General features: G+C 48.7%; 13 protein-coding genes and 2 pseudogenes. 4 read left to right on the forward strand and 11 right to left on the reverse strand.

Annotated features, from left to right (window positions below; all coding sequences use genetic code 11):
* Window positions 1-47: 47 nt before the first annotated feature.
* Window positions 48-4,607 (reverse strand): PKD domain-containing protein, encoded by a 4,560-nt coding sequence (locus E1N14_RS16635; RefSeq protein WP_152134822.1) that lies wholly within the window; start codon window positions 4,605-4,607, stop codon window positions 48-50.
* 550 nt (window positions 4,608-5,157) lie between these two features.
* Complete coding sequence (locus E1N14_RS16640) at window positions 5,158-5,715, reverse strand: DJ-1/PfpI family protein (RefSeq protein ID WP_025011669.1); 558 nt, start codon at window positions 5,713-5,715, stop codon at window positions 5,158-5,160.
* Between the two features lie 287 nt (window positions 5,716-6,002).
* Here E1N14_RS16640 and E1N14_RS16645 point away from each other — a divergent pair, with 287 nt between their 5' ends.
* Window positions 6,003-6,635 (forward strand): DUF2913 family protein, encoded by a 633-nt coding sequence (locus E1N14_RS16645; RefSeq protein WP_062793841.1) that lies wholly within the window; start codon window positions 6,003-6,005, stop codon window positions 6,633-6,635.
* Window positions 6,636-6,898: 263 nt separating this feature from the next.
* On the opposite strand, the gene E1N14_RS16650 is transcribed toward E1N14_RS16645, so the two are convergent.
* The 4 genes and pseudogenes from E1N14_RS16650 to E1N14_RS16660 all read right to left on the reverse strand — a co-directional run bounded on the left by E1N14_RS16650 (window position 6,899) and on the right by E1N14_RS16660 (window position 9,955).
* Entirely contained in the window at window positions 6,899-7,306 is a 408-nt protein-coding gene (locus E1N14_RS16650) for a hypothetical protein (protein ID WP_025011668.1), read from the reverse strand.
* Between the two features lie 116 nt (window positions 7,307-7,422).
* Complete coding sequence (locus E1N14_RS16655; protein WP_152134823.1) at window positions 7,423-7,716, reverse strand: hypothetical protein; 294 nt, start codon at window positions 7,714-7,716, stop codon at window positions 7,423-7,425.
* Window positions 7,717-8,255: 539 nt separating this feature from the next.
* Window positions 8,256-8,621 carry a 4-fold beta flower protein gene (locus E1N14_RS22240; RefSeq protein ID WP_368667156.1) on the reverse strand — a complete coding sequence of 122 codons (366 nt, stop codon included), beginning with the start codon at window positions 8,619-8,621 and terminating at the stop codon, window positions 8,256-8,258.
* Window positions 8,622-8,966: 345 nt separating this feature from the next.
* Window positions 8,967-9,955, reverse strand: a pseudogene (locus tag E1N14_RS16660) (transposase).
* A 144-nt stretch (window positions 9,956-10,099) separates the two neighbouring features.
* Here E1N14_RS16660 and E1N14_RS16665 point away from each other — a divergent pair.
* Window positions 10,100-10,459: pseudogene (locus tag E1N14_RS16665) on the forward strand (IS110 family transposase); the annotation flags it as partial.
* Window positions 10,460-10,512: 53 nt separating this feature from the next.
* Here the strand turns inward: E1N14_RS16665 and E1N14_RS16670 are convergent.
* Complete coding sequence (locus E1N14_RS16670) at window positions 10,513-10,800, reverse strand: hypothetical protein (protein WP_025012122.1); 288 nt, start codon at window positions 10,798-10,800, stop codon at window positions 10,513-10,515.
* A gap of 255 nt (window positions 10,801-11,055) precedes the next feature.
* Here E1N14_RS16670 and E1N14_RS16675 point away from each other — a divergent pair.
* Window positions 11,056-12,230 (forward strand): IS3 family transposase gene (locus tag E1N14_RS16675; protein WP_152134824.1). Its coding sequence is split into 2 segments (ribosomal slippage): window positions 11,056-11,314 and window positions 11,314-12,230, totalling 1,176 coding nucleotides; the frame shifts between segments, so codons are not numbered across the junction.
* A 9-nt stretch (window positions 12,231-12,239) separates the two neighbouring features.
* Here the strand turns inward: E1N14_RS16675 and E1N14_RS16680 are convergent.
* From E1N14_RS16680 to E1N14_RS16695, 4 genes are all read right to left on the reverse strand, one after another.
* Entirely contained in the window at window positions 12,240-12,935 is a 696-nt protein-coding gene (locus E1N14_RS16680) for a hypothetical protein (RefSeq protein WP_062794025.1), read from the reverse strand.
* 92 nt (window positions 12,936-13,027) lie between these two features.
* The gene (locus E1N14_RS16685) at window positions 13,028-13,411 is read right to left on the reverse strand and encodes a hypothetical protein (protein WP_109248048.1); all 384 of its coding nucleotides are present in this window, start codon (window positions 13,409-13,411) and stop codon (window positions 13,028-13,030) included.
* A 1,614-nt stretch (window positions 13,412-15,025) separates the two neighbouring features.
* Entirely contained in the window at window positions 15,026-16,858 is a 1,833-nt protein-coding gene (locus E1N14_RS16690; protein WP_025011399.1) for a flotillin family protein, read from the reverse strand.
* A gap of 26 nt (window positions 16,859-16,884) precedes the next feature.
* Window positions 16,885-17,517, reverse strand: a complete 633-nt coding sequence (locus E1N14_RS16695) for a YqiJ family protein (protein WP_039033177.1) — start codon at window positions 17,515-17,517, stop codon at window positions 16,885-16,887.
* 393 nt (window positions 17,518-17,910) lie between these two features.
* On the opposite strand from E1N14_RS16695, the gene E1N14_RS16700 reads away from it, so the two are divergent.
* A complete protein-coding gene (locus E1N14_RS16700) occupies window positions 17,911-19,401 on the forward strand; it encodes a carboxypeptidase M32 (protein ID WP_062794017.1) in 1,491 nt (496 codons plus the stop codon).

Consider the following 19,401-nt stretch of genomic DNA (forward strand, 5'->3'; position numbering starts at 1 on the left):
TTGACCACTACCGTAGAATAAATACCAACCCCTTATTCGCACCTTTCTTAGTTTATCTCGGTAAAGCCAGGGTAAACTTCATCGATTGGGGTATCGTCCGGTACATCGCTGATAGTGATACTTGTCGAGCTTAAGCGATAGGCAAACATTTTATCATCACGTTCAATACCATTGGATGCAAACCCCACCAGATCGCCATTGGAATCTTCAACGATAAACCCGACAATCGAGCGATTCGGCACTGTCGCCACTTCGGCAACTGCATTTGACTGCTTATCATAACGCATCAGTTTACCGCCCTTGGTGCCATAGTACATATAACCATCGCTGGCTGCGACTAGGGCTGTTGTTGGCTGGTCGCTCAGACCAGCGACGGAAGTCATTATAGTCGGCGTTGTGCAATTATTATTAAGACGTTGAATAGTCCCCTCCCCAGCTACACTGCTTTGGCGTGTGGTGAAAAAACCATCTCCGCCAGCCACGGGAAAGGTCACAGCATGAACCGGTTCATGGGCTGAATTGCCAGACAACTGCAACTCACCATCGCTATTAGCCGCAAGATTATGACAACGCAAACTCTCATCGGTGAAGAACCAAAGATTATTGTCATCAAAGACCACTTCGGTCTCCGGAATATTATTGTTGCTCGCGGGATAGGAGGCTATTCGCGATGAAGTAAGATTTGTCCCATCAATTCGCACAAGCTCGTAATAGTAACTGGTTATACCATTTTGCACGCTGGTAAGCGTATAAATATGGCCTTGTTTGTCATCAGCAAGACCAATGGCTGGGTTTATAGAATCCCCCAGTTTAATAATTTCAACTGCACCAATAGCAGAGTCATATCGTGCGATAGCACGTTGACCACTTTGATCAGCACCATTCCCTTCAGAAAACTCTCTCATTGCAAAGAAGTAGTCTCCCGATGATGCTTTAAGAATTCTCCCATATGGCAAGCCCCCTGTAGGGTAACCTAAAGATATCTTAGCGATACTTGCTGTTTGCCGATCATAGGTAATAATTGCCCCCTCCCCATACACCCCTCCATCGAATGATGTGGTGATAATAAAGCGATCATTAACATTATCTGTCGACTCAGTCACTATGGCGGGGGTTCCTATAAACAGATAACCAAGTTCATCACCTCCGGTAACCAAGTTTCTTATTGCATAATTGGGTTTGGTTATTTCACTCAGAGTTGGTTTCTTCACATATGCGCCAGGAGAAGGCAATGTAATAAAGACGCTGGCATTCTCATCATTCACAACGCTATATATTGCAGCGCGTAAATCAGAGGCAACAACGCCACCAAATTCGGTGCCGGTTAAACTACGAAAGGTTGCCGCGAGCGCAGGCTGAGTAACTGAAGTATTTGAGGCATATAGCAAAGCATCTGCTCCACCGCTTCCTTGACATAAGACATATACTTGAGGATCTTCCCAAAAAAAGGCACCGAATGGATTCTGGCAACCTGGTAAGGTAAAACCTAACGCTCCTCCCGCACCATTTTCACTTAAAATCGGATCATTACTACTGGTTACTATTACTTGCCTGTCATCCTCGGCCACGAAATAGCGGCCGTTAGACCAAATAGGATCACCAAATGGTTTGATATCCCATGGTTGACTGAGATCCTGAACGTCCTTTGGTACAATTTTAATCACAGGTCGCTGCTCGAATCGTGAATAACCAAAGGCGGCAATCAACTCTGTTTTTTGAGCACCATTCCAATATAGTTTCGTAGTTGGAGAACCATTAAAACCTGGATAAGCGCCATTAGGAGATCCAAACTCGGCAATCACAGAAATCTTCTTATAATCTGCACTCCCAGGATCAAAATTAATATGGATTAATACACCTGCATCGTTCGCCCCCCCATCTCGGGTGTAGGTATATGCCGACTTACCATCTGGATGGAATAGTAATTCGGTATAAAAATCACCTACGGCGTGACTACTAACTTCAAGTTCAGGAAATGAGAGAAACATACTTGCTTCTTGGCTTGAAGGGATAAATTCGGTAATAGTACCTGTGTTATTGATACCACCATTTGTAAGCAACTGATAAGCCTTGTTGTTAGTAGGGTGCACCGACCACCCCTGACGAACATCCGGTTGAATGGGATAAGGTAAACCATGGAAGCTGGTAACTTCAGTCGCTTGAGTCAAGTCACTCTCACGAACAGTGATAAGCGAACCTGTTCGACTCTCACCACCGCGTGAGCTTAACATCATAAGGTTATGGCCCACCGGAGTCGGGATAGCTGAGCCTTTTGCGGGATCTTTAATTACAATTGACGCTGTGACATAGGGGCTATCTCTAACACCATCACTCACACTCAGAGCTACTGAGTAAGTCCCTGCTGACGTAGGTATGAAGTTAGGTCTAGCTGATGATGGATCATTGAGCACCCCATTGACGGGATCGCTTAAGAGTAACCATCTGAAGGAAATAGGATCACCATCAGGATCGCTACTTTGGCTACCGTCAAGTTGATAGGCCTGCCCTGTCACACCGTCAGTTATACCGGAAATAATGGCCAAGGGTGCAAGATTCTTTTTGTTGTCATGTATCACAACAACATCAGGCAACGAGGTACTCTTACCATCGCTGACCACAAGTTGAATAACAAAATCCCCCTCTACATCAGGGGTAAAATCCGGACTGGCCGATGTATCATTGTTAAGCTGAACAACACTGCCCGCAGGGCGACTGAGCATTGACCACTTGTAGCTGAGCGGATCACCATCGGCATCGGATGATGCCAGACCATCCAGCACTATATTACTGCCCAAGAAAACCTTGGCGTCATTCCCGGCATCTGCCACCGGCAAAGTATTACGGCTGCCATCGCGTAATACCACAACGTCTGTTGCTGTTTGACCAATGGCATCCGTCACAGTTAGCTGGACTATGTAGTCACCGGCGCTGTCTGGCACCAAGGTAGGATTAACACTGGTCGCGTTGCTTAATACTGTGCCACTGCCGACAGGGCTTGACAGTATTGACCAGAGATAAGTGAGTGGTTGTCGCTCTGGATCCCTTGATTGAGAACCATCGAGTGTCGTTGTCACCCCGGTTTGAACAGACTGATCTTTACCGGCATCTGCCGTTGGCGGTAAATCGTTATCCGTGACTATGACGGTGGCTGGCATGCTGGATAACACGCCATCATTGACAATCAGCTGAAAAACAAAATCCCCCGCGACATCAGGAGTAAATTCAGGAGAGACTATGTTGGTTGCAGCCAACGTTGCCGAGCTCCCCGTAGGAGCGGTCACTATACTCCAGGCATAACTAAGCGCTGAACCTTCAGCATCGCTGGATCTTGAACCATCCAGATTAATTGTGCTTCCAGTGGCCACCGACATCGGTTGACCGGCATCGGCGATAGGAGCCGTATTTTGTGTAGAGATGACAACCGAATCCGGCGCACTGGGCAAGATAGCATCAGAAACGATTAACTGAACAACATAGTCGCCATTAACATCCGGTGTAAATGTGGGATGGAAAGTATGGCTATCACCCAGGGTGACCGATGAGTTTTTCGGTTTGGAGATTATCGCCCATTGCGGCGTTAACGGATCACCATTGCCATCGGTAGAACCGCTGCCATCCAGGTGTAAAACCTGGCCGATCCGCGCTGAAATATCGCGGCCTGCATGAGCAACAGGAGGCTGATTACCTGAATGCAGCACCAGTGTGCTCGCCTGGCTGTCCATGTTGCCATCGTTGACGACAAGTGCAATAACATAATCACCGTTTACATCAGGTTGAATACTGGCGCGAGCTTTATCGGCGTTAGTGAGAGTAGCGGCACTCCCGCCTGGCGCCGAAACAATATGCCATTTGAATGTAAGAGGGTCGCCATCGGCATCGCTCGACCGGGTACCATCCATAGTAACAACTTGCCCCAATGCATACGCGAGTGAAGGGCCTGCATCGGCAAGAGGACGAGTATTCAAAGTACTGACCAGCACTTGATCCACAGCGCTGCTGTTGCTTCCATCTGACACCGTCAGCTCAATTTCATACTCCCCGTCCACATCTGGTGTTAACAGCGCAAACGGAGTTTCGCTTCTGGCCAAGAGTGCCGTACTGCCATTTGGCTTTCGACTCAAGACCCAATGGAAACTCAGCGGATCGCCATCAGGATCAAAGCTGCCACTACCATCAAGCGTAACATCCTGCCCCACAGATGCCGCTCTGTCTGGACCGGCGTTGGCCGAAGGAACTGCGACTGTATCACTGACTATGATCCTATCGGGGAAACTGTCATACTCCCCATTATTTACCACTAACTCGAATTCATAATTACCTACTGCATCGAGGTAAAAGCTTGGGAAAGGGCTTGTCGGATCGCTGAGCGTACTGGTGCTGGTTGCAGGTTTACTGATAACTTGCCATCTGTAACTGAGAGGCGAGCCGCCAGGGTCGTAAGACTGACTGCCATTGAGCACAGCGGTTGCCCCTTTTTGCAGCAGCATAGCTTGGCCTGCATCCGCAATGGGTAACTGTTCTTGTTCCACCTCACTGTCATGTGACCCACCACATCCGGCAATCAACAGTAAAACAGCCCCAATAACTATGCTATTCCTTGTATTCATATTCTGTCCTTTTTATCCCTAACAGTTGCTACGAATTACCATCCGCTCACCACGACAACGCCCTAATTATTGATGAGCTGCATCAACAAGCAGCCATACGGATAAAAGATAGAAGCTGATAGCAAGATTTACCACTCAAGCTATTCTTAGATAGAGAAATTTTGCGAAAAATTTGGTCAAAAAAGACAAGGGTAGCGAACTTAAAACTGCAAGCACTACGAAATAATATCGGGACGAGGCTGCCACATGAGTGCACAAACCAGATTCAATTAGACAGCTAGGCAAAGACAATAACGCATTTCCTGGTAGCTTAAGCCTTTTCAAAAGATCAATTCGCAAAAATAGTTTTTACTACCTACTGTCCCGTCCTCAAATAAGTCAGGAAAGTGGCAACTGTATTCAATGTGAGTTATGGAGCATTAAAAATGCCGCGCACTGCGCGGCTTTTGGTTAATTGGGTTTTAGCTGGACTTTCTACCGGCTGGAAACACTCGCATTCTCGGCGGCAAAGCTTGCCCCCCTAAGGGATAAGCGCTTTTGTTTACCGAATTCAGAGCAAGGCGTGGAACTGCGCCAACCACTGAGGATGGGCAGGCCAAGCCGGCGCTGTAACCAACTTGCCGTCAGTAATCGCTTCTGTCACCTCGATATCGGCATATTCACCACCGGCTTGGCGTACTTCGGGGGCACAGGCGGGATAAGCCGACACCTTCTTGCCCTGCACCACTCCGGCGGCGGTCAGCAGTTGCGCCCCATGACAGACTGCGGCAATCGGCTTATCCGCCTTGGCAAAGGCCCGAACCAGCTCAAGCACTTCATTATAGAGACGCAGATACTCGGGGGCTCGGCCGCCGGGGATCAGCAGCGCATCAAAATCATCGGCACTTATCTGTTCAAAGTCACCGTTGAGAACGAAATTGTGCCCAGGTTTTTCACTGTAGGTTTGATCGCCTTCAAAATCATGAATAGCCGTCCTGACAGTATCACCGGCCTCTTTGTCAGGGCACACGGCAGTCACCTTATGGCCCACCATCTGCAGCGCCTGAAACGGCACCATGATTTCATAGTCTTCCACATAATCACCGGCAAGGATCAATACGTTAGCCATTGTCTTCTCCTGTTATTCCATCGACTCACCATCAGACTCATCTTAACCAAGCCCATAGAGGCAGAGGTAACAACCGGCTACTACCTCATTCTGTTCATTAAACAACCCGGTTGCCCGGCAGACAAGTGATATCCTTGAGATTAAAAGAATTAGGGTAAAATCGCTGTTAAGTGACTTACGCCTTACAAATAATGAGTTTTAGGGTTTTCTTTGTCTGCCTGATATAGAAAATTGCAGCTTAGGGTATACTCAGCGCCCCATCCATATCTCTTATACGCGGAAAAACAATGACAGAACAAAGCTACAATCAGGCCTTGCTGGCATTAACCCAGGCCGGCCTCGCTGCTTTGGCGGAACGTAACCATGCCGCCGGCAGTATCAAGACCCCGGCAGCGGAAAGTCATTTTCTCTGCAACTGGATGGTGCAGTCACTAAAAGAGAAACGTTTCTCAAAGTTGCTGGCAGAAGATCTCACTCGCTGGATAAGAGAGGGCCGAAGCCTGGGGGCCGGTGCCAAGTTACCCGAGGCACTTCAACGTATCCAGGCGCAGTACCTGCCAGCCATCAATAATGCCGCAGTGGGGCAATCGCTCCAGAACCTGATTGCCGAACTCCAGGCCGAAGGCTGGCTCGTCATCCTCGACTGTGAAGTAAGCGGTAAACTCAAATTAGACAGCCAGGGGCAAAACAGCTTGGTGATCTCCGCCGAGCAGTATCAGCAGCATCTGCTCGATGGCAAATTGATCAAACCCATCACCCTTTACATCCGCGCCGACGAGCAGTTGATTGCCCAGTTTGCTGTCAAACATGCGCTTCTATTCAGCCAAGGGGATAAGAAAGCCAGTTGCATCAAGCACCATAAGGCTTATCGACTCTATCCTGATAACCAACAGCCCGCATTGGCATTGCTCAAGGCTTAACTTTCAGCATCGGAAATGACCTTGGAAGTGGCACTGGCGAACACACTCTCCGCTGGAGCCATTTCTCGGTTTATCAGTCCCCCGGCCAAATCCACTTTGTGTTCAATAATGGGGTTGTTAGCCAACAGAATGAGGGTTTCTGTTTTTAGCCGCTGCCACAGCGGCTATCACACAGCTAATAATGGGTGTCTTTATTGTTTTTTGTTGTTTTTAGTCAAAGCTGTGCGAAACATCAAAAATATGTGGCTGTCTTGTGTTTCTCGTTATAACTTCAGATACGTTTTAATTGTTGTATTGAAGTTTTTAAACCCTGTGAGTTCAAACTCCAGTACCCAAGATGACTCAAGTGTCATAGGTAACTTTCCATTTTTCGATTCACCAAATTTGATTTCAGTTATATCAACAGGACTATGAGCAGCAAAGAAATAAACTGACCCATCAATATATCCATCTTCTGGGTTTACAGGGAAAGTAAATGTTCTACCAGCAAGTTCACTAAGCTTGGTAGGCAGATTAATACCGTCAATACTAATTACAGTTTCTATTTTCTCAGAATAGCCATCTAAACTTAGCTCAAACGGTTCTATTCCTATCTCAAGTGAAACGTCTCCATCGATACCAGAAATCGTTGCACTTGTATATTTAAGTTTTTCTATCGGAAACTCTTCCATTCTACTGCCTGAATTATAAAGCTCCATCACGGGCCGAGGTAATTGGCGCGCGGATTGCGAATGCAAGCGCGAGACAAGTGCCGAAGGTCATCTGCATTGCCTTGTTGTGTGTGGCCTCATTTTATGAAAAGTGCCAGTGTAGTTTTTTGGAGAAGGCTACTCCAATCGGTGGTTAAAGAGGCTTCATCTCTTCCTGCACTATGACAAATTAGTGTTTGGAAGTGCTGTAAAATCAACGACGCGGCTTCCTCTTTAGCAATGATCCCAGTCAACACTCCTTTGTAACTCTCTCGATCTACGAGTATTTCTTGTATTTTTCTTTGAAACAACTCATCAGATGGAGGTGGAAGCTGAAAGATATCTGCCATTTCAATGCCACACTTGATTAATGCCTCTTCGCTAAAGTGCATAACTGTCCTATTTCGCATCAACGCCCGCCTCAGCCGCCGAAGGTCGGCTTGCAGGCTCTTGTTATAACTTTTGCTTTTATCGCTGCCATACTGCAGGAGGCTAGAAAGCAACCTAACAATAAGGGAATTGTAGTCCCCATGTGATAGCTCAAGTAGCCAAGAATTTGCCAGTCTTGAAGCGAACCCAGCCTCCAATGCAAGCACACCACAAGAATAGATACTGAGGCGATAAATGCGGCGACAATATACTTCCTAATAGGAATCCACCCTGCCAACAAACCAGCAAACACCCCTTTGACAAAAAAACTGGCAAAATCAATTTTCAAGCACCCGTACAGTGTAGATTCACATGGGTGATGCGACCACATATACGTAGAAGCATACACATTCTCACCTAAATAGAATCCAACCCAAGGAGCCACCAATGCTATCGTAATTAATAGATACTTCACGCCAAACCCAATAAGTTATAACGCCGCCAGCACAGGCCGGAGCACGCAGTACGGAGGTCCAGTCCCGAAGGAGCGATTGTGCATGGCCTATTGGTTACACCATTCATTCCAACTAAGCTCAGACCACCCGCCAATAGGAACTATTGGCCTGATAGGTCGGATGGGATTTATAGGACGAATAGGTCTAATCGGACGTATAGCTCGAATAGCTCTGATTGGACTAATAGGTCGCATTGACGTTTGAATAGTTTTATCTGGATTCCAAAGGATTGGTTTACCATTTCGGTCAAGACAAGTTAAACCCATAATGGGTCCCAACCAATCACCAGTTTCAGCAGACCAAACATTCCCCCCAGATATATAACCAACCCAATTCATCTCGGTATCAAAGATATGCTCGCCAAGTTCTAACCAACCTACTAAATCGCAGTTTTTATCGAATAAAGGATACACTTAACCCCCGAACTTAATTATTGATGGAATGCCACTGTCACTTGTTAAGCATTTTCCTTAGCCTTAATAAAATAGCTGTTTTCTAAATATTTATACCACTTTTCAAATGACTCATCATCCCTCTGAGAATAGAACTCCTCACCAGGATATATAGGACATCCTAAACACTTTTCGAGCCACGAGGAAGCATATCATTCGGTCTCAATTGTTTATAAATGACGATGAAATATTGGAAGTAGACTCTCTAAGACGACTAATCTGCGAGGTTCATACAGAAACTGCGGTTGCCAAGCAGGCCTGCAGCAGGCTTAAGCCTGTTGCTGCAAAATCACCAACGGTTTAAGGTTAATGGGGATGTATTGCTTTGCTTTGTTGCTTACCCCGGCACCACTTACCGCCATATTTGGCCTTCATGGCACACATGGCATCCCATCGGCCACTCATGCCACTGTACTGACGGCGAAACTCCTTGGCGGAAGTTATCCAGGCATCGTCACTGATACCAAGCTCAAGCAGCAGTTTGGGCCTGGAACAGGCAATAAAGCCACGCTTGTCTTCCCGCACCGCCCGGCCTGTCCAATCAATCAGCTCCAGATAGTCGGCAAAGTGAAACGGAATGCCGCTTTGTTCGGCGGTCGTTGCTGCACCATCAAATTGCAGCAGTGGCTTAATTGAAGCGTTGGCAGTTGCAGGCTCAGCATGTTCTTCTATGCGCTCCTGAATGGATGTGTAATCAGAAGTTTGCAGCGAATCTGCAATACCGGCGCGAATGGGATTTAAATCCACATACATCATGCAGGCCAGCAGCGCCTGTTCATCGAGAAGCGCCTGCGACTTAAAGCGTCCTTCCCAGAATACGCCCTTGCAGCCATCTTCACGATTGGCCTTGCGGGCGATATCTTCGTTTAAACAGCGCATAAACCAACTGATACTGCCAAGGCGTTCCTGCCAATCGCTAATCAGCGTATCTAAAAGTATTCGCTCACCTTCTGAGAGACTATCGCCCTTGAGGAACTTTGCCGCCACAGGATTGCCACTAAAGAGCCCTGTCCAACGCTCAATGACTTCAAATGGCGACAACGATTGTTGCGTAGCAAGGTCGATTTTGAGCACCAAATGGTAGTGATTACTCATGACCGCATAAGCGCAAACGTCGATGCAGAATATTGACGACAACTGCCTGATTCTATCCACTATCCAGCCACGTCTATGTTCGTAACTGCGCCCCGACAGTGCATCTTCACCACACAAAAATGCCCTTCTCACGCAACGGTTAATCCGTGGTAAAAGGGCGTACTTTCAGCATCTATCAACTGGCGACGGGCAACGGTCATAACCAACCTCGACTGAGCTTTGATGGGTATTTCAAAGCCTAGTCAAGCCTGTGCGAAACATCAGAAAGATATGGCTGTCCTATCTTTGCTGTCCTATCTTTGCTGTGGCTGTCCTATCTTTGCTGGTCCTATCTTTGCTGCAATATCGCCGCTGCGTCTATCATCAGCAATGTGCCTGAGTTAGGCTACATTACCAACAAGCAAGCGGCTTCACTCATCGGCGTCGCCCCTATTACACGTGAAAGCGGACGTTACAAAGGGAAACGAGTCATCCAAGGAGGCCGCGCACAGGTGAGAACCGTTTTGTACATGGCCATGATGTCAGCCATGCAATGTACCCCTGTTTTCAAGGACACTTACGCTCGATTACTCGAAGCTGGAAAACCAAAGAAAGTGGCAATTATTGCTTGCGTTCGCAAGATGGTGGTCATCCTAAACTCTATGCTTCGAGATGGCATCATGTGGGACCAAAACACCGCCCAAAATAAAGGATTGACGCCATAGTCGTTTGTTATATTTGTGGTTCGAGGCAAACATAGGTTTAACCTACAGTGCCATTAACAAAACTCTGCTAGATCTTCCTCGTCAAGATAGTAGTCTGGGACTTCGTCATTTGGATCATATTCTGATGCGACACTTTCAGCTGCACTATGAATATTATCCATGTTTTCTAAATAATTGTTTATCGCTGACTCTCTATCATCATTGGTTTCAAAGTAGTCATTCAACGTACTAGCCAACACACGAAAAACGTATCGATTTCCATCTAGTTCACCGACAAACTCTATCGAACGAGGATTGATCTTGTATTCATAGTCTTCAAACTCAAATGTCCATTCATTCATTTTCGTACTCCTTGATCAAATCAAAACGAAGATAAATGTAGTACCATAAAATCGAAAATTAAGCATGAGTAGTTGATCACGAACAGACAAATAAGCGCAGGATTTCAATACAAATATAACGCCGCACTCACCGGAAAATTATGAGCGCAGCGAGTAATTTTTCCGAGTGCAGCGCTTTGTTATGTAGTGGCATAGTGAATTTGGCCACCTGAATAGACGAAGTGATAGACTCACTTCCGGAAAAAGGTGGTAGAAATGAAGAACACAAGACCGACATTCAGTACAGAGTTCAAATTAGAAGCTGCGCAGCTAGTAACGAAGCAGGGCTACAGTGTAACGGAGGCAGCAAGCGCGATGGGCGTGAGTAATTCAGCCATGCGTAAATGGGTAAACCAGCTTCGACAAGAGCAGCAAGGCGTATCCCCCAAAGGCGCACCGCTCACCCCCGAACAACAGCAGATCCGCGAGCTAGAGAAGAAAATCCGCCGCATTGAAGAAGAGAACACCATTTTGAAAAAGGCTACGGCTCTCTTGATGTCAGACTCACTGAACAGTTCTCGTTAGTCGAGAAACTCAAGAAGAGCCATAGCGTAGAACGGATTTGTTCAGTATTTGGTATTCACCGCAGCAGTTACAAGTATTGGCGAGGCAGACCTACCACCATTGACTCGAAACAGGTAAAACTGCACAGCTTGGTGCGGGAGGCCTATGAAGCCAGCAATGGGTCAGCGGGTGCCAGAACCCTGGCTGATATGGTGACGACTGCTGGCGTGAGGTTAACTCGCTATCGTGCCACAGGGCTGATGAAGAAACTGGGGCTAGTGAGCTGCCAGGTGCCGCAACATCGCTACCAAAAGGCAGACAAGGAGCATGTCGCCATCCCTAACCTCCTTGACCGCCAGTTTGCTGTGACGGCTCCCAATCAAGTGTGGTGTGGCGATGTGACCTATGTGTGGACAGGCAAACGATGGGCTTACCTTGCCGTTGTTCTGGATTTGTTTGCACGGAAACCGGTGGGGTGGGCGATGTCATTTTCGCCCGATAGTGCGCTAACAAGCAAGGCTCTAACCATGGCCTTTGAGGCGCGAGGAAGGCCGAAAGACCTAATGTTCCATAGTGACCAAGGAAGCCACTATACCAGCCACCGCTTCCGCCAACAGCTCTGGCGTTATCAGATTAAGCAGAGCATGAGTCGACGAGGAAACTGCTGGGACAACAGCCCGATGGAGCGCTTCTTTAGAAGCTTAAAAACAGAATGGATACCGATGACCGGCTATCGGGATATCGGTGAGGCTAAGAGTGAAATTTCGCGATATGTGACGGGGTATTACAGTCAGCTGAGACCACATCAATATAACAGTGGGCTGACACCCAATGAGTCAGAGCGAAGATACTGGCTTGAATACAAAACCGTGGCCAATTTTAGTTGACCACTACAGTTAGGCCTTTTGCACGCATGTCCGTAAAGCATCTGCGATATCTCTTCTATTCATCGTTATGTAATAGCCATTCTTGTCGATCAACTCGTAATCCATGGAGCCGCACCAACGATTGATACGCCCATAGCCAGGTGCACGAGGCATTATTCCATCTTTACCGGGAGCACAATGTTTGGCCAGATTCATGCGAAAAAGCTCTATCATTCGATAAATAGGCTCAATACTTTCCCATGCCTCTTCAATCTTATCTCTATAAGTCGCGTCATCTTTAAAGCGTAACAACTGCTTCTTTCTTGTTTCTATAGTTAAATTTATAGGGTCATCATCAGACATTCCGCTAATTTTAGGATCAATCCCGCCGTTGTCGTGAAGCTTACGAAACTGAAACCTGCGATCTCTCCACATTCTCAGAACCTCATACAAACCATAAATCCACATTTGAGACATTGCCGACACAGCCATAGCGGATTCAGTGGGTGTTTTTTCGATCTCAAACCATTCTCGTAAGAGTGCATACTCATATTCAGTTATAACCGAGTCGACCACCCCGACATTCATCGCCTGCATTCCAAGATAGAGATCATCTTCAAAAAATGGGAGCCACTTCATACCCATTGTGATGACGCTGAAGTCTAAGTCATTCCATCCCTTATAGGGGATCTCGTCATGTTCTTCGTAATCGTGAGGATCGTCCACTATCTCTCCTTGTGGCCTAACGCCGCCATAACCGGCAGCCGGAGCGCAGCGTAGGCTGTCCGGCGCCGATAGGCGCGAAGTTGATGGCCTTGTTAACTGTTTTCTGGCAATAAACCATATTTCTTGAAAACAACGTAGATGCCATAGGCCAGCAAAACATAAGTGGCACCAACAATGACCGAAGACGGTATTGCGATTATGGCTACCACACCCAAAAACTGTAACCCAGCATAAAAGCCAGACTCGATTGCCACCCAAGCAGGAAAAATGACTAAAACTGCTGTAAGGAAAAGTAGTGGTGCAATCGTGATGAATTTCATCATGTGCTCATTTGGCTGAAACCAAATGTATGTTGCATACGCCAACCCTAGCGGGGCGTAGAGCCAAACCCAGATATCTTGGAAATGATCCATAGGAACTAGCACCGAAATAACCGGAAGCAGAAAAACGATGGCTAAGAACAGTGCTTTATTCATGGTGACAGTTAACAGCTGTATAGTGCGCATGCGCGTTTTAGTTCTCGGAGGAGTGTAAACACGCATAGCTATCTGTTTGTATTGGCTGGATATAATACCATTTAGTCCAAATATCCCTTGCTGCTAAACGCGCATGCGTGGTTTCCAAACCTATTATCTACCAGCTGTATTTTTTAACATTATGAATTTGATGCTATTTTCTAAAATGTTACAGAAATAATGCGCAAAATTATCTACAAATTCCCGGCATTTTTCCTGGAACGGCAATAATACTGTATAAAAAATCAGTTCTGAGGTGCTTGTCATGAGCGCGCCAAGTCGTTCAAGGGCTCTACAATCCAGGCCCAACAAAAAGCATTAAGTAAAGCCATGGCTACCGCACGGGTCCAAACTCTGTTTGTCCCTGCATTCCGCTTAATGCAGAAAAGTGTTGTTGCTTTCGGCCTTAAGCTTAAGAAAGTGCTAAAGCTAAGCGTTTGAATTGGTTGTACAATACCCAGTACTGAATTTGAAAACAATTAGCCAAAGGTCAAGTTCTGACAAAGGCAACAAAACCCTGATTTGGTTTGTTTTTGAAGCAGAATTGACTGGGTTTGAAACCCAAAGCAACATGACTTTAAGCCGCTGGCACAGCGGCTATTATAGCTTCCAGCTAAAAGTTCCTAAGTTAGTACTGGCCGAGCTTCCGGCCACGGTGTAGCCCATCACCTGTGGTGCACCTTTCGCACAGGCGATACTGTGACACGCTGCGAGTACGTCCTTGTAAGCTCTGCCTCGCCATCCCTGGCTCGGAAGGTCACAGTTCCACCTGTGCCTGGAAAATAGGTGTATGTCTGCAAACTCTTCAGATATTTCAAGCTACTCAGCGCTAACAGAGTTGTACCAATTCCCCCTCGGTGTCGCCGAAAGCCGTTGGCGCAAATAACGTGGCTGAGGCATGGATGCCGAAGCAGCGACAGTCGAATCAGGGATGAGCGTCTGAAGCGATAGTTATTTGCGCCATTAGGCCGAGGGGCTTTCGACACCGTGTGGGGCGGCAAGGGAGATCCAAGAGGGGATTGCTGTTGTTGATCCCTTCTTGGTCGGGTGTGGGGCGAAGCTCCACGACTTTACGCCGCTGGCACAGCGGCTAGCATTGCTTTCAGCTCAAAATAGCCAAATAACATAGATTGAACTTCCAGCAACGGATGTCTCCCATTGCCTGCCGCAGGCTTATGCACAGGCGATCCTGTGATTCGGCGAGAGTTGCACAGCAACATGCTTTCGAGCGCGAGCCAGGGACGGTGAGCTGGCCGTTAAACAGGGAAGTTGTTGTGAATACGTCCATGTAGCCTCGACGAAAACGTCCCTGTTTTCGACGGTCACAGTTCCGCCTGTGCCTGGAAATTAGGTGTATGTCTGCAGACACTTCAGATGTTCCAAGCTACTCAGCGCTAACAGAATTACACTGATTCCCCTTCGAAGCCGCCGCTAGGCGTTGTTTGCATATTGGCGTAGCCGAACCTAGTTTGGCGAATTGAAAACGAATTTTCCGAGGCAATGCCTGATAAGAAAAAAGCTATGCCTGATAAGAAAATGCCCTCCGATGGAGGGCATTGATGAGTACAACTGGGCTTAAGCGTTTCTCGGTTGCTCAGGCTTATCTATATCCAAAGTCGCTTCATAGGCCACATTGTTTTGGCTAACAGGCTTTACCGTCTCCACTTTGGGCTCGGCACTGGCCTTGGTATCCCGGGCGATTTGCAGCGCTTCATGGGTGAGCATGTTGTTGCCACTAAGCAGATCATTCAGCCCGCCCTTTTCGGCATCTACCAGCCCCAACTCTCTGAGCATGGCGTCGACCACGGGCGCATTGGCACGGTAGTTGAGCGCCGCACTGGTAACCTGCTCGGCAATGCCGCCCTTGACACCGGCGCCATCGGAAGCTGCCCCCAATTGACCGGTTACACCGCTGCCATAGCCTTGAAGGATCTTGATGCCTTCGATGTTTTCCAGCGGTTTAACCGCATTGGCGACAATTTCCGGCAGAACTTTGAGGATAGCCAGTGAGCGCTGCAGGGCAACTTGCTCGTCACGCAACACGTTCTCGGCTTCGTGCAGTGCCTGTTTACCGGCCGCTTCCACCGCATACACCTTCTCATCGGCCTCGGCCTTGAGCATCTTGGCATCGGCACTGGCGCGGGCTTCAGTCAGTATCGCTATGGATCTATCTTCGGCGGCGCGTTTCTCGGCTTCAGCCTGAACTGTGACCCCAACGGCTTCCCGCTCTGCCTCTTTACGGGCGTCAATAACTTCAATCTCTTTGCGACGATTAGCCTCAGCCACCTGACGCACTGTGATTACCGCTTCCTCTTTTTCAACCTTGAGCTTTTCGGCCTCGGCGGCGCGGGCTCTGGCGGCAGATTCTTCTTCCGACTTGGCGGCAACCGCAATCTGTTTCTCCTGTTCGGAGACTTCGATATCTCGCAGCTGCTGAATTCTGGCCTGCTCAATTTGCTTACGCTTTTCAATTTCGCGGGTTTCTATGTCTTTGGTCTTTTCAATTTCCGCCGACTCGATGGCGCGTTCCTTGGCGATTTCCGCCTCCCGCTCCTCACGCTGCTTTTGCTCTTTCTGCTTGATGATCTCGGCCTTTTGTTCGGCGCGCTTGAATTCCAGTGCCTGCTGCTGGATCAGACGTGCTTCCTCTTCGGCCTTTTCGATGTTCAGCGACTCTTTTTCGGCTTCCAGGTTACGCAGCTCAATCTGGATCCGGTTATCCTGCTGAATATCGTTGGTTTCTTTACGCTTTTCTTCGATGATCTTGGCGAGTCTGGCGCGACCTTCGGCGTCAAACGCGTTGTTCTCATTGAAGAACTCCAACTCTGTCTGGTCAAAACCTGTCAGAGAAACCGACTCCAGTTCCAGACCGTTTTTCTCGAGATCATTGGCAACGTTGTTCTGCACCCGCTGTACAAAGTCGGCCCGCTGTTCGTGCATCTCTGTCATGTTCATTTCGGCTGCCACGGCGCGCAACACGTCAACAAACTTGGATTCCATCAGCTTCTTGAGCTCTTCCACCCTATTGGTACGACCACCCAATGTCTGGGCCGCCATGGAAATACCTTCGGCATTGGGGGCCACCCTCAAGTAAAAGTCGGCCTTGACGTCCACCCGCATCCTGTCTTTGGTGATCAGGGCATCTTTTTGGGTCTTGCCCACCTCGATGCGCAGGGTGTTCATATTGACGTGAATAATTTCATGCAGTACCGGCAGGACAATGGCGCCGCCATCTTTGACTACCTTTTCACCACCGAACCCCGTGCGCACAAAGGCCATCTCTTTGGTGGCGCGGCAATAGAGCTTGGCAAAAATAAACCCTATCACCAACAGGCAGAGCACTACTGCGCCTGCGGTAAACAGCAACATACTGGTGCCGCTGGTATTCAAACCCGGGATGGTTTCCATTCCTGTTGTTTCCTTCTTTGGTTAGATTATTGTTCAAAACGGGTGGCAGACCACACGCGGCCGCTGCGTCTGAGCAGCACCACTTGCACCCCTGCCGGGAATTCGGTGTCTTCGTCTTCGGGCTCGACCAAGACATAGTGTTTCTGACGGTACTGATCCTGAACCACAGCCTCGCTGGGATTGCCCTTGATGGCGCAGCCGAGCGTTACTGTGCCGACGCTGCCGCTGAGATCTTCGATTGAGACGGCGCTGGATTCATTTTTGGGAAGAATTCGGGCCAACTGCCCACCGAGGAAATGGCAGGCAACCGCCGCCAACGGCAAGGCCAACAGCAAGGAAAACACTTGCGGCAACAGGGCCGAGGTCAGCAGCCAGGAAAAATAGTTAAGCAAGTAGCCAGTAATACTGAAACATCCCAGTGCCAGTACAAACCAGATGAGCACAGGCAGCCTATCCAGGCAGAGCCAACCGGCCAGCGCTGTCAGTCCGCCCTGAGGCAGGTCAGTATCAAGATCGGCATCGGGAAGCCAGTCATCCATGGCGGCCATCAGGCTGATACCCGCGATTAATGTGAGTCCCTCTATCACTCCAAGCAGTGCCACTATCGCCAAGGCTACAGCATAGGGCAGATTGGACTGGGCCAGAAAAAAGTCCAGCACAGGATTCCTCCTTGTAGACGACTGTACCTGTCGTCAATATTCCATATAAGCCTGTTTATTTCAGGTTGTTACTGAGTGTACCCCTTGGCAAGCTTGGACTCCAATAGCTTTTATCTGCATTTAACGTCAGAAATCTGCAGCGGCTCACATTAATGTTAGCCACTCCATACTGAGGCTATCTTTGCTTGGGTTAGTGTTGCAACAAACCACAAGGTTTACGCCAGCAACGCCCAGACAAAACCGAATTGTAAACTTTGTTTTCTATTACAAGGCATTAATTTAATTACATTTCGCAAGAACAAAAACTGCCGAAAAACACTTGAGAACGATCCCTTGGCTTGGTTAGCATAAGAACTGTTCCCTCTGATGCATGCCAATATTTTAGAGCAAACCATGACTGCCAAAACCGAATACCAGCAACTTTGCCAGCACTTTCGCACCATCAGCCACTTCGAGCATTTCAGTGCCCTGGGGGACTGGGATCAAGCCACCATGATGCCTATGGGCGGCAGCGAGGCCCGCTCCGAGGCGATGGCCGAGTTGGCATTACACATTCACAGTTTAAAAACCTCGCCCAGGCTTGCCGAATGGCTGGATGGCGCCGAAGCCAAAGCCGCCGAACTCAGTATCGAACAGAGGGCCAATCTCAGAGAGATGCGCTGGCACTACGCCCAAGCCATTGCCGTGCCGGGGGACTTGGTACAGGCCAAGACGCTGGCGGGTTATCGCTGTGAAAACCAATGGCGCGAACAGCGGCATAACAACGATTGGCAAGGGTTTCGCCCCAATCTCGAGGCGGTAATCGCCTTGGTGCGAGAAGAAGCCCAGGCTCGCTCGGCGCACACAGGCAAGGCAGGTTACGATGCCCTGCTGGACAGATTTGAACCCGGCATGACCTGTAAACGGCTGGAGACCACTCTCGGAGCGGTGCGGGACTGGTTGCCCGAGCTTATCCAAAAAGTGAAGCACAAGCAGCTGCACCAGAGTTACAAGAGCAGCGCCGGCGACTACCCGATAGCAGACCAAAAGCTGCTGGGACGAGAGGTAATGCAATACCTGGGATTTGATTTCAACCAAGGGCGTTTGGATGTCAGCTCGCACCCATTTTGCGGTGGCGTGCCCGGTGATATCCGCCTGACCAGTCGCTACACGGAAAACGACTTTATCGCTGCCCTCACCTCCACTATTCACGAAACGGGTCATGCCCGTTACGAGCAGGCACTGCCAAAGGATTGGCGAGGACAACCCGCCGGAATGTCTCGCTCCATGGGGATCCACGAGAGTCAAAGCCTGTTTTTTGAGATGCAACTCGGCGGCAGCCGCGCCTTTATCAGCAAGCTCTATCCGAGAATTCGCCGACATCTCGACTGCCCGGTATCGGCCCATGAACTGATCGACAATATCACCCGGGTCAAGCCGGGTCTTATCCGGGTCGATGCCGATGAAGTCACCTATCCGGCGCACATACTGCTGCGATTTGAAGCCGAGCAGGCCTTTATCGACGGCAGCCTGGAAGTGAAAGACCTACCCGATTTCTGGGATCAGAAGATGCAGCAATATCTGGGGCTAAGTACTGCCGACAATTATAAAGATGGCTGCATGCAGGATATTCACTGGACCTTGGGTGAACTGGGATATTTCCCCAGCTACACCTTGGGCGCCATGTACGCCGCCCAGCTGAGATTTGCCATGGAAGCCGAGTTGGGCCCCATTGAAGCCCTGCTGAGCCAGGATAAGCTGGGGCTGATTTGCGACTGGCTGGATGAAAAAATCTGGTCCAAGGGGTGCCTGCTGGAAACCGATGAACTGATCCGCAGCGCCACAGGGCAGAGTCTGGATCCCAACTTCCTGCAGCGCCATCTGCAGCAGCGCTATCTGGATTAA

This window comes from Shewanella algae, from assembly GCF_009183365.2.
Classification (GTDB): domain Bacteria; phylum Pseudomonadota; class Gammaproteobacteria; order Enterobacterales; family Shewanellaceae; genus Shewanella; species Shewanella algae.

Coding starts and splice junctions, on each gene's coding strand:
- E1N14_RS16635 (WP_152134822.1), bottom strand. CDS start 4,607: ATGAATACAAGGAATAGCATAGTTATTGGGGCTGTTTTACTGTTGATT.
- E1N14_RS16640 (WP_025011669.1), bottom strand. CDS start 5,715: ATGGCTAACGTATTGATCCTTGCCGGTGATTATGTGGAAGACTATGAA.
- E1N14_RS16645 (WP_062793841.1), top strand. CDS start 6,003: ATGACAGAACAAAGCTACAATCAGGCCTTGCTGGCATTAACCCAGGCC.
- E1N14_RS16650 (WP_025011668.1), bottom strand. CDS start 7,306: ATGGAAGAGTTTCCGATAGAAAAACTTAAATATACAAGTGCAACGATT.
- E1N14_RS16655 (WP_152134823.1), bottom strand. CDS start 7,716: ATGCACTTTAGCGAAGAGGCATTAATCAAGTGTGGCATTGAAATGGCA.
- E1N14_RS16670 (WP_025012122.1), bottom strand. CDS start 10,800: ATGAATGAATGGACATTTGAGTTTGAAGACTATGAATACAAGATCAAT.
- E1N14_RS16685 (WP_109248048.1), bottom strand. CDS start 13,411: ATGAATAAAGCACTGTTCTTAGCCATCGTTTTTCTGCTTCCGGTTATT.
- E1N14_RS16690 (WP_025011399.1), bottom strand. CDS start 16,858: ATGGAAACCATCCCGGGTTTGAATACCAGCGGCACCAGTATGTTGCTG.
- E1N14_RS16700 (WP_062794017.1), top strand. CDS start 17,911: ATGACTGCCAAAACCGAATACCAGCAACTTTGCCAGCACTTTCGCACC.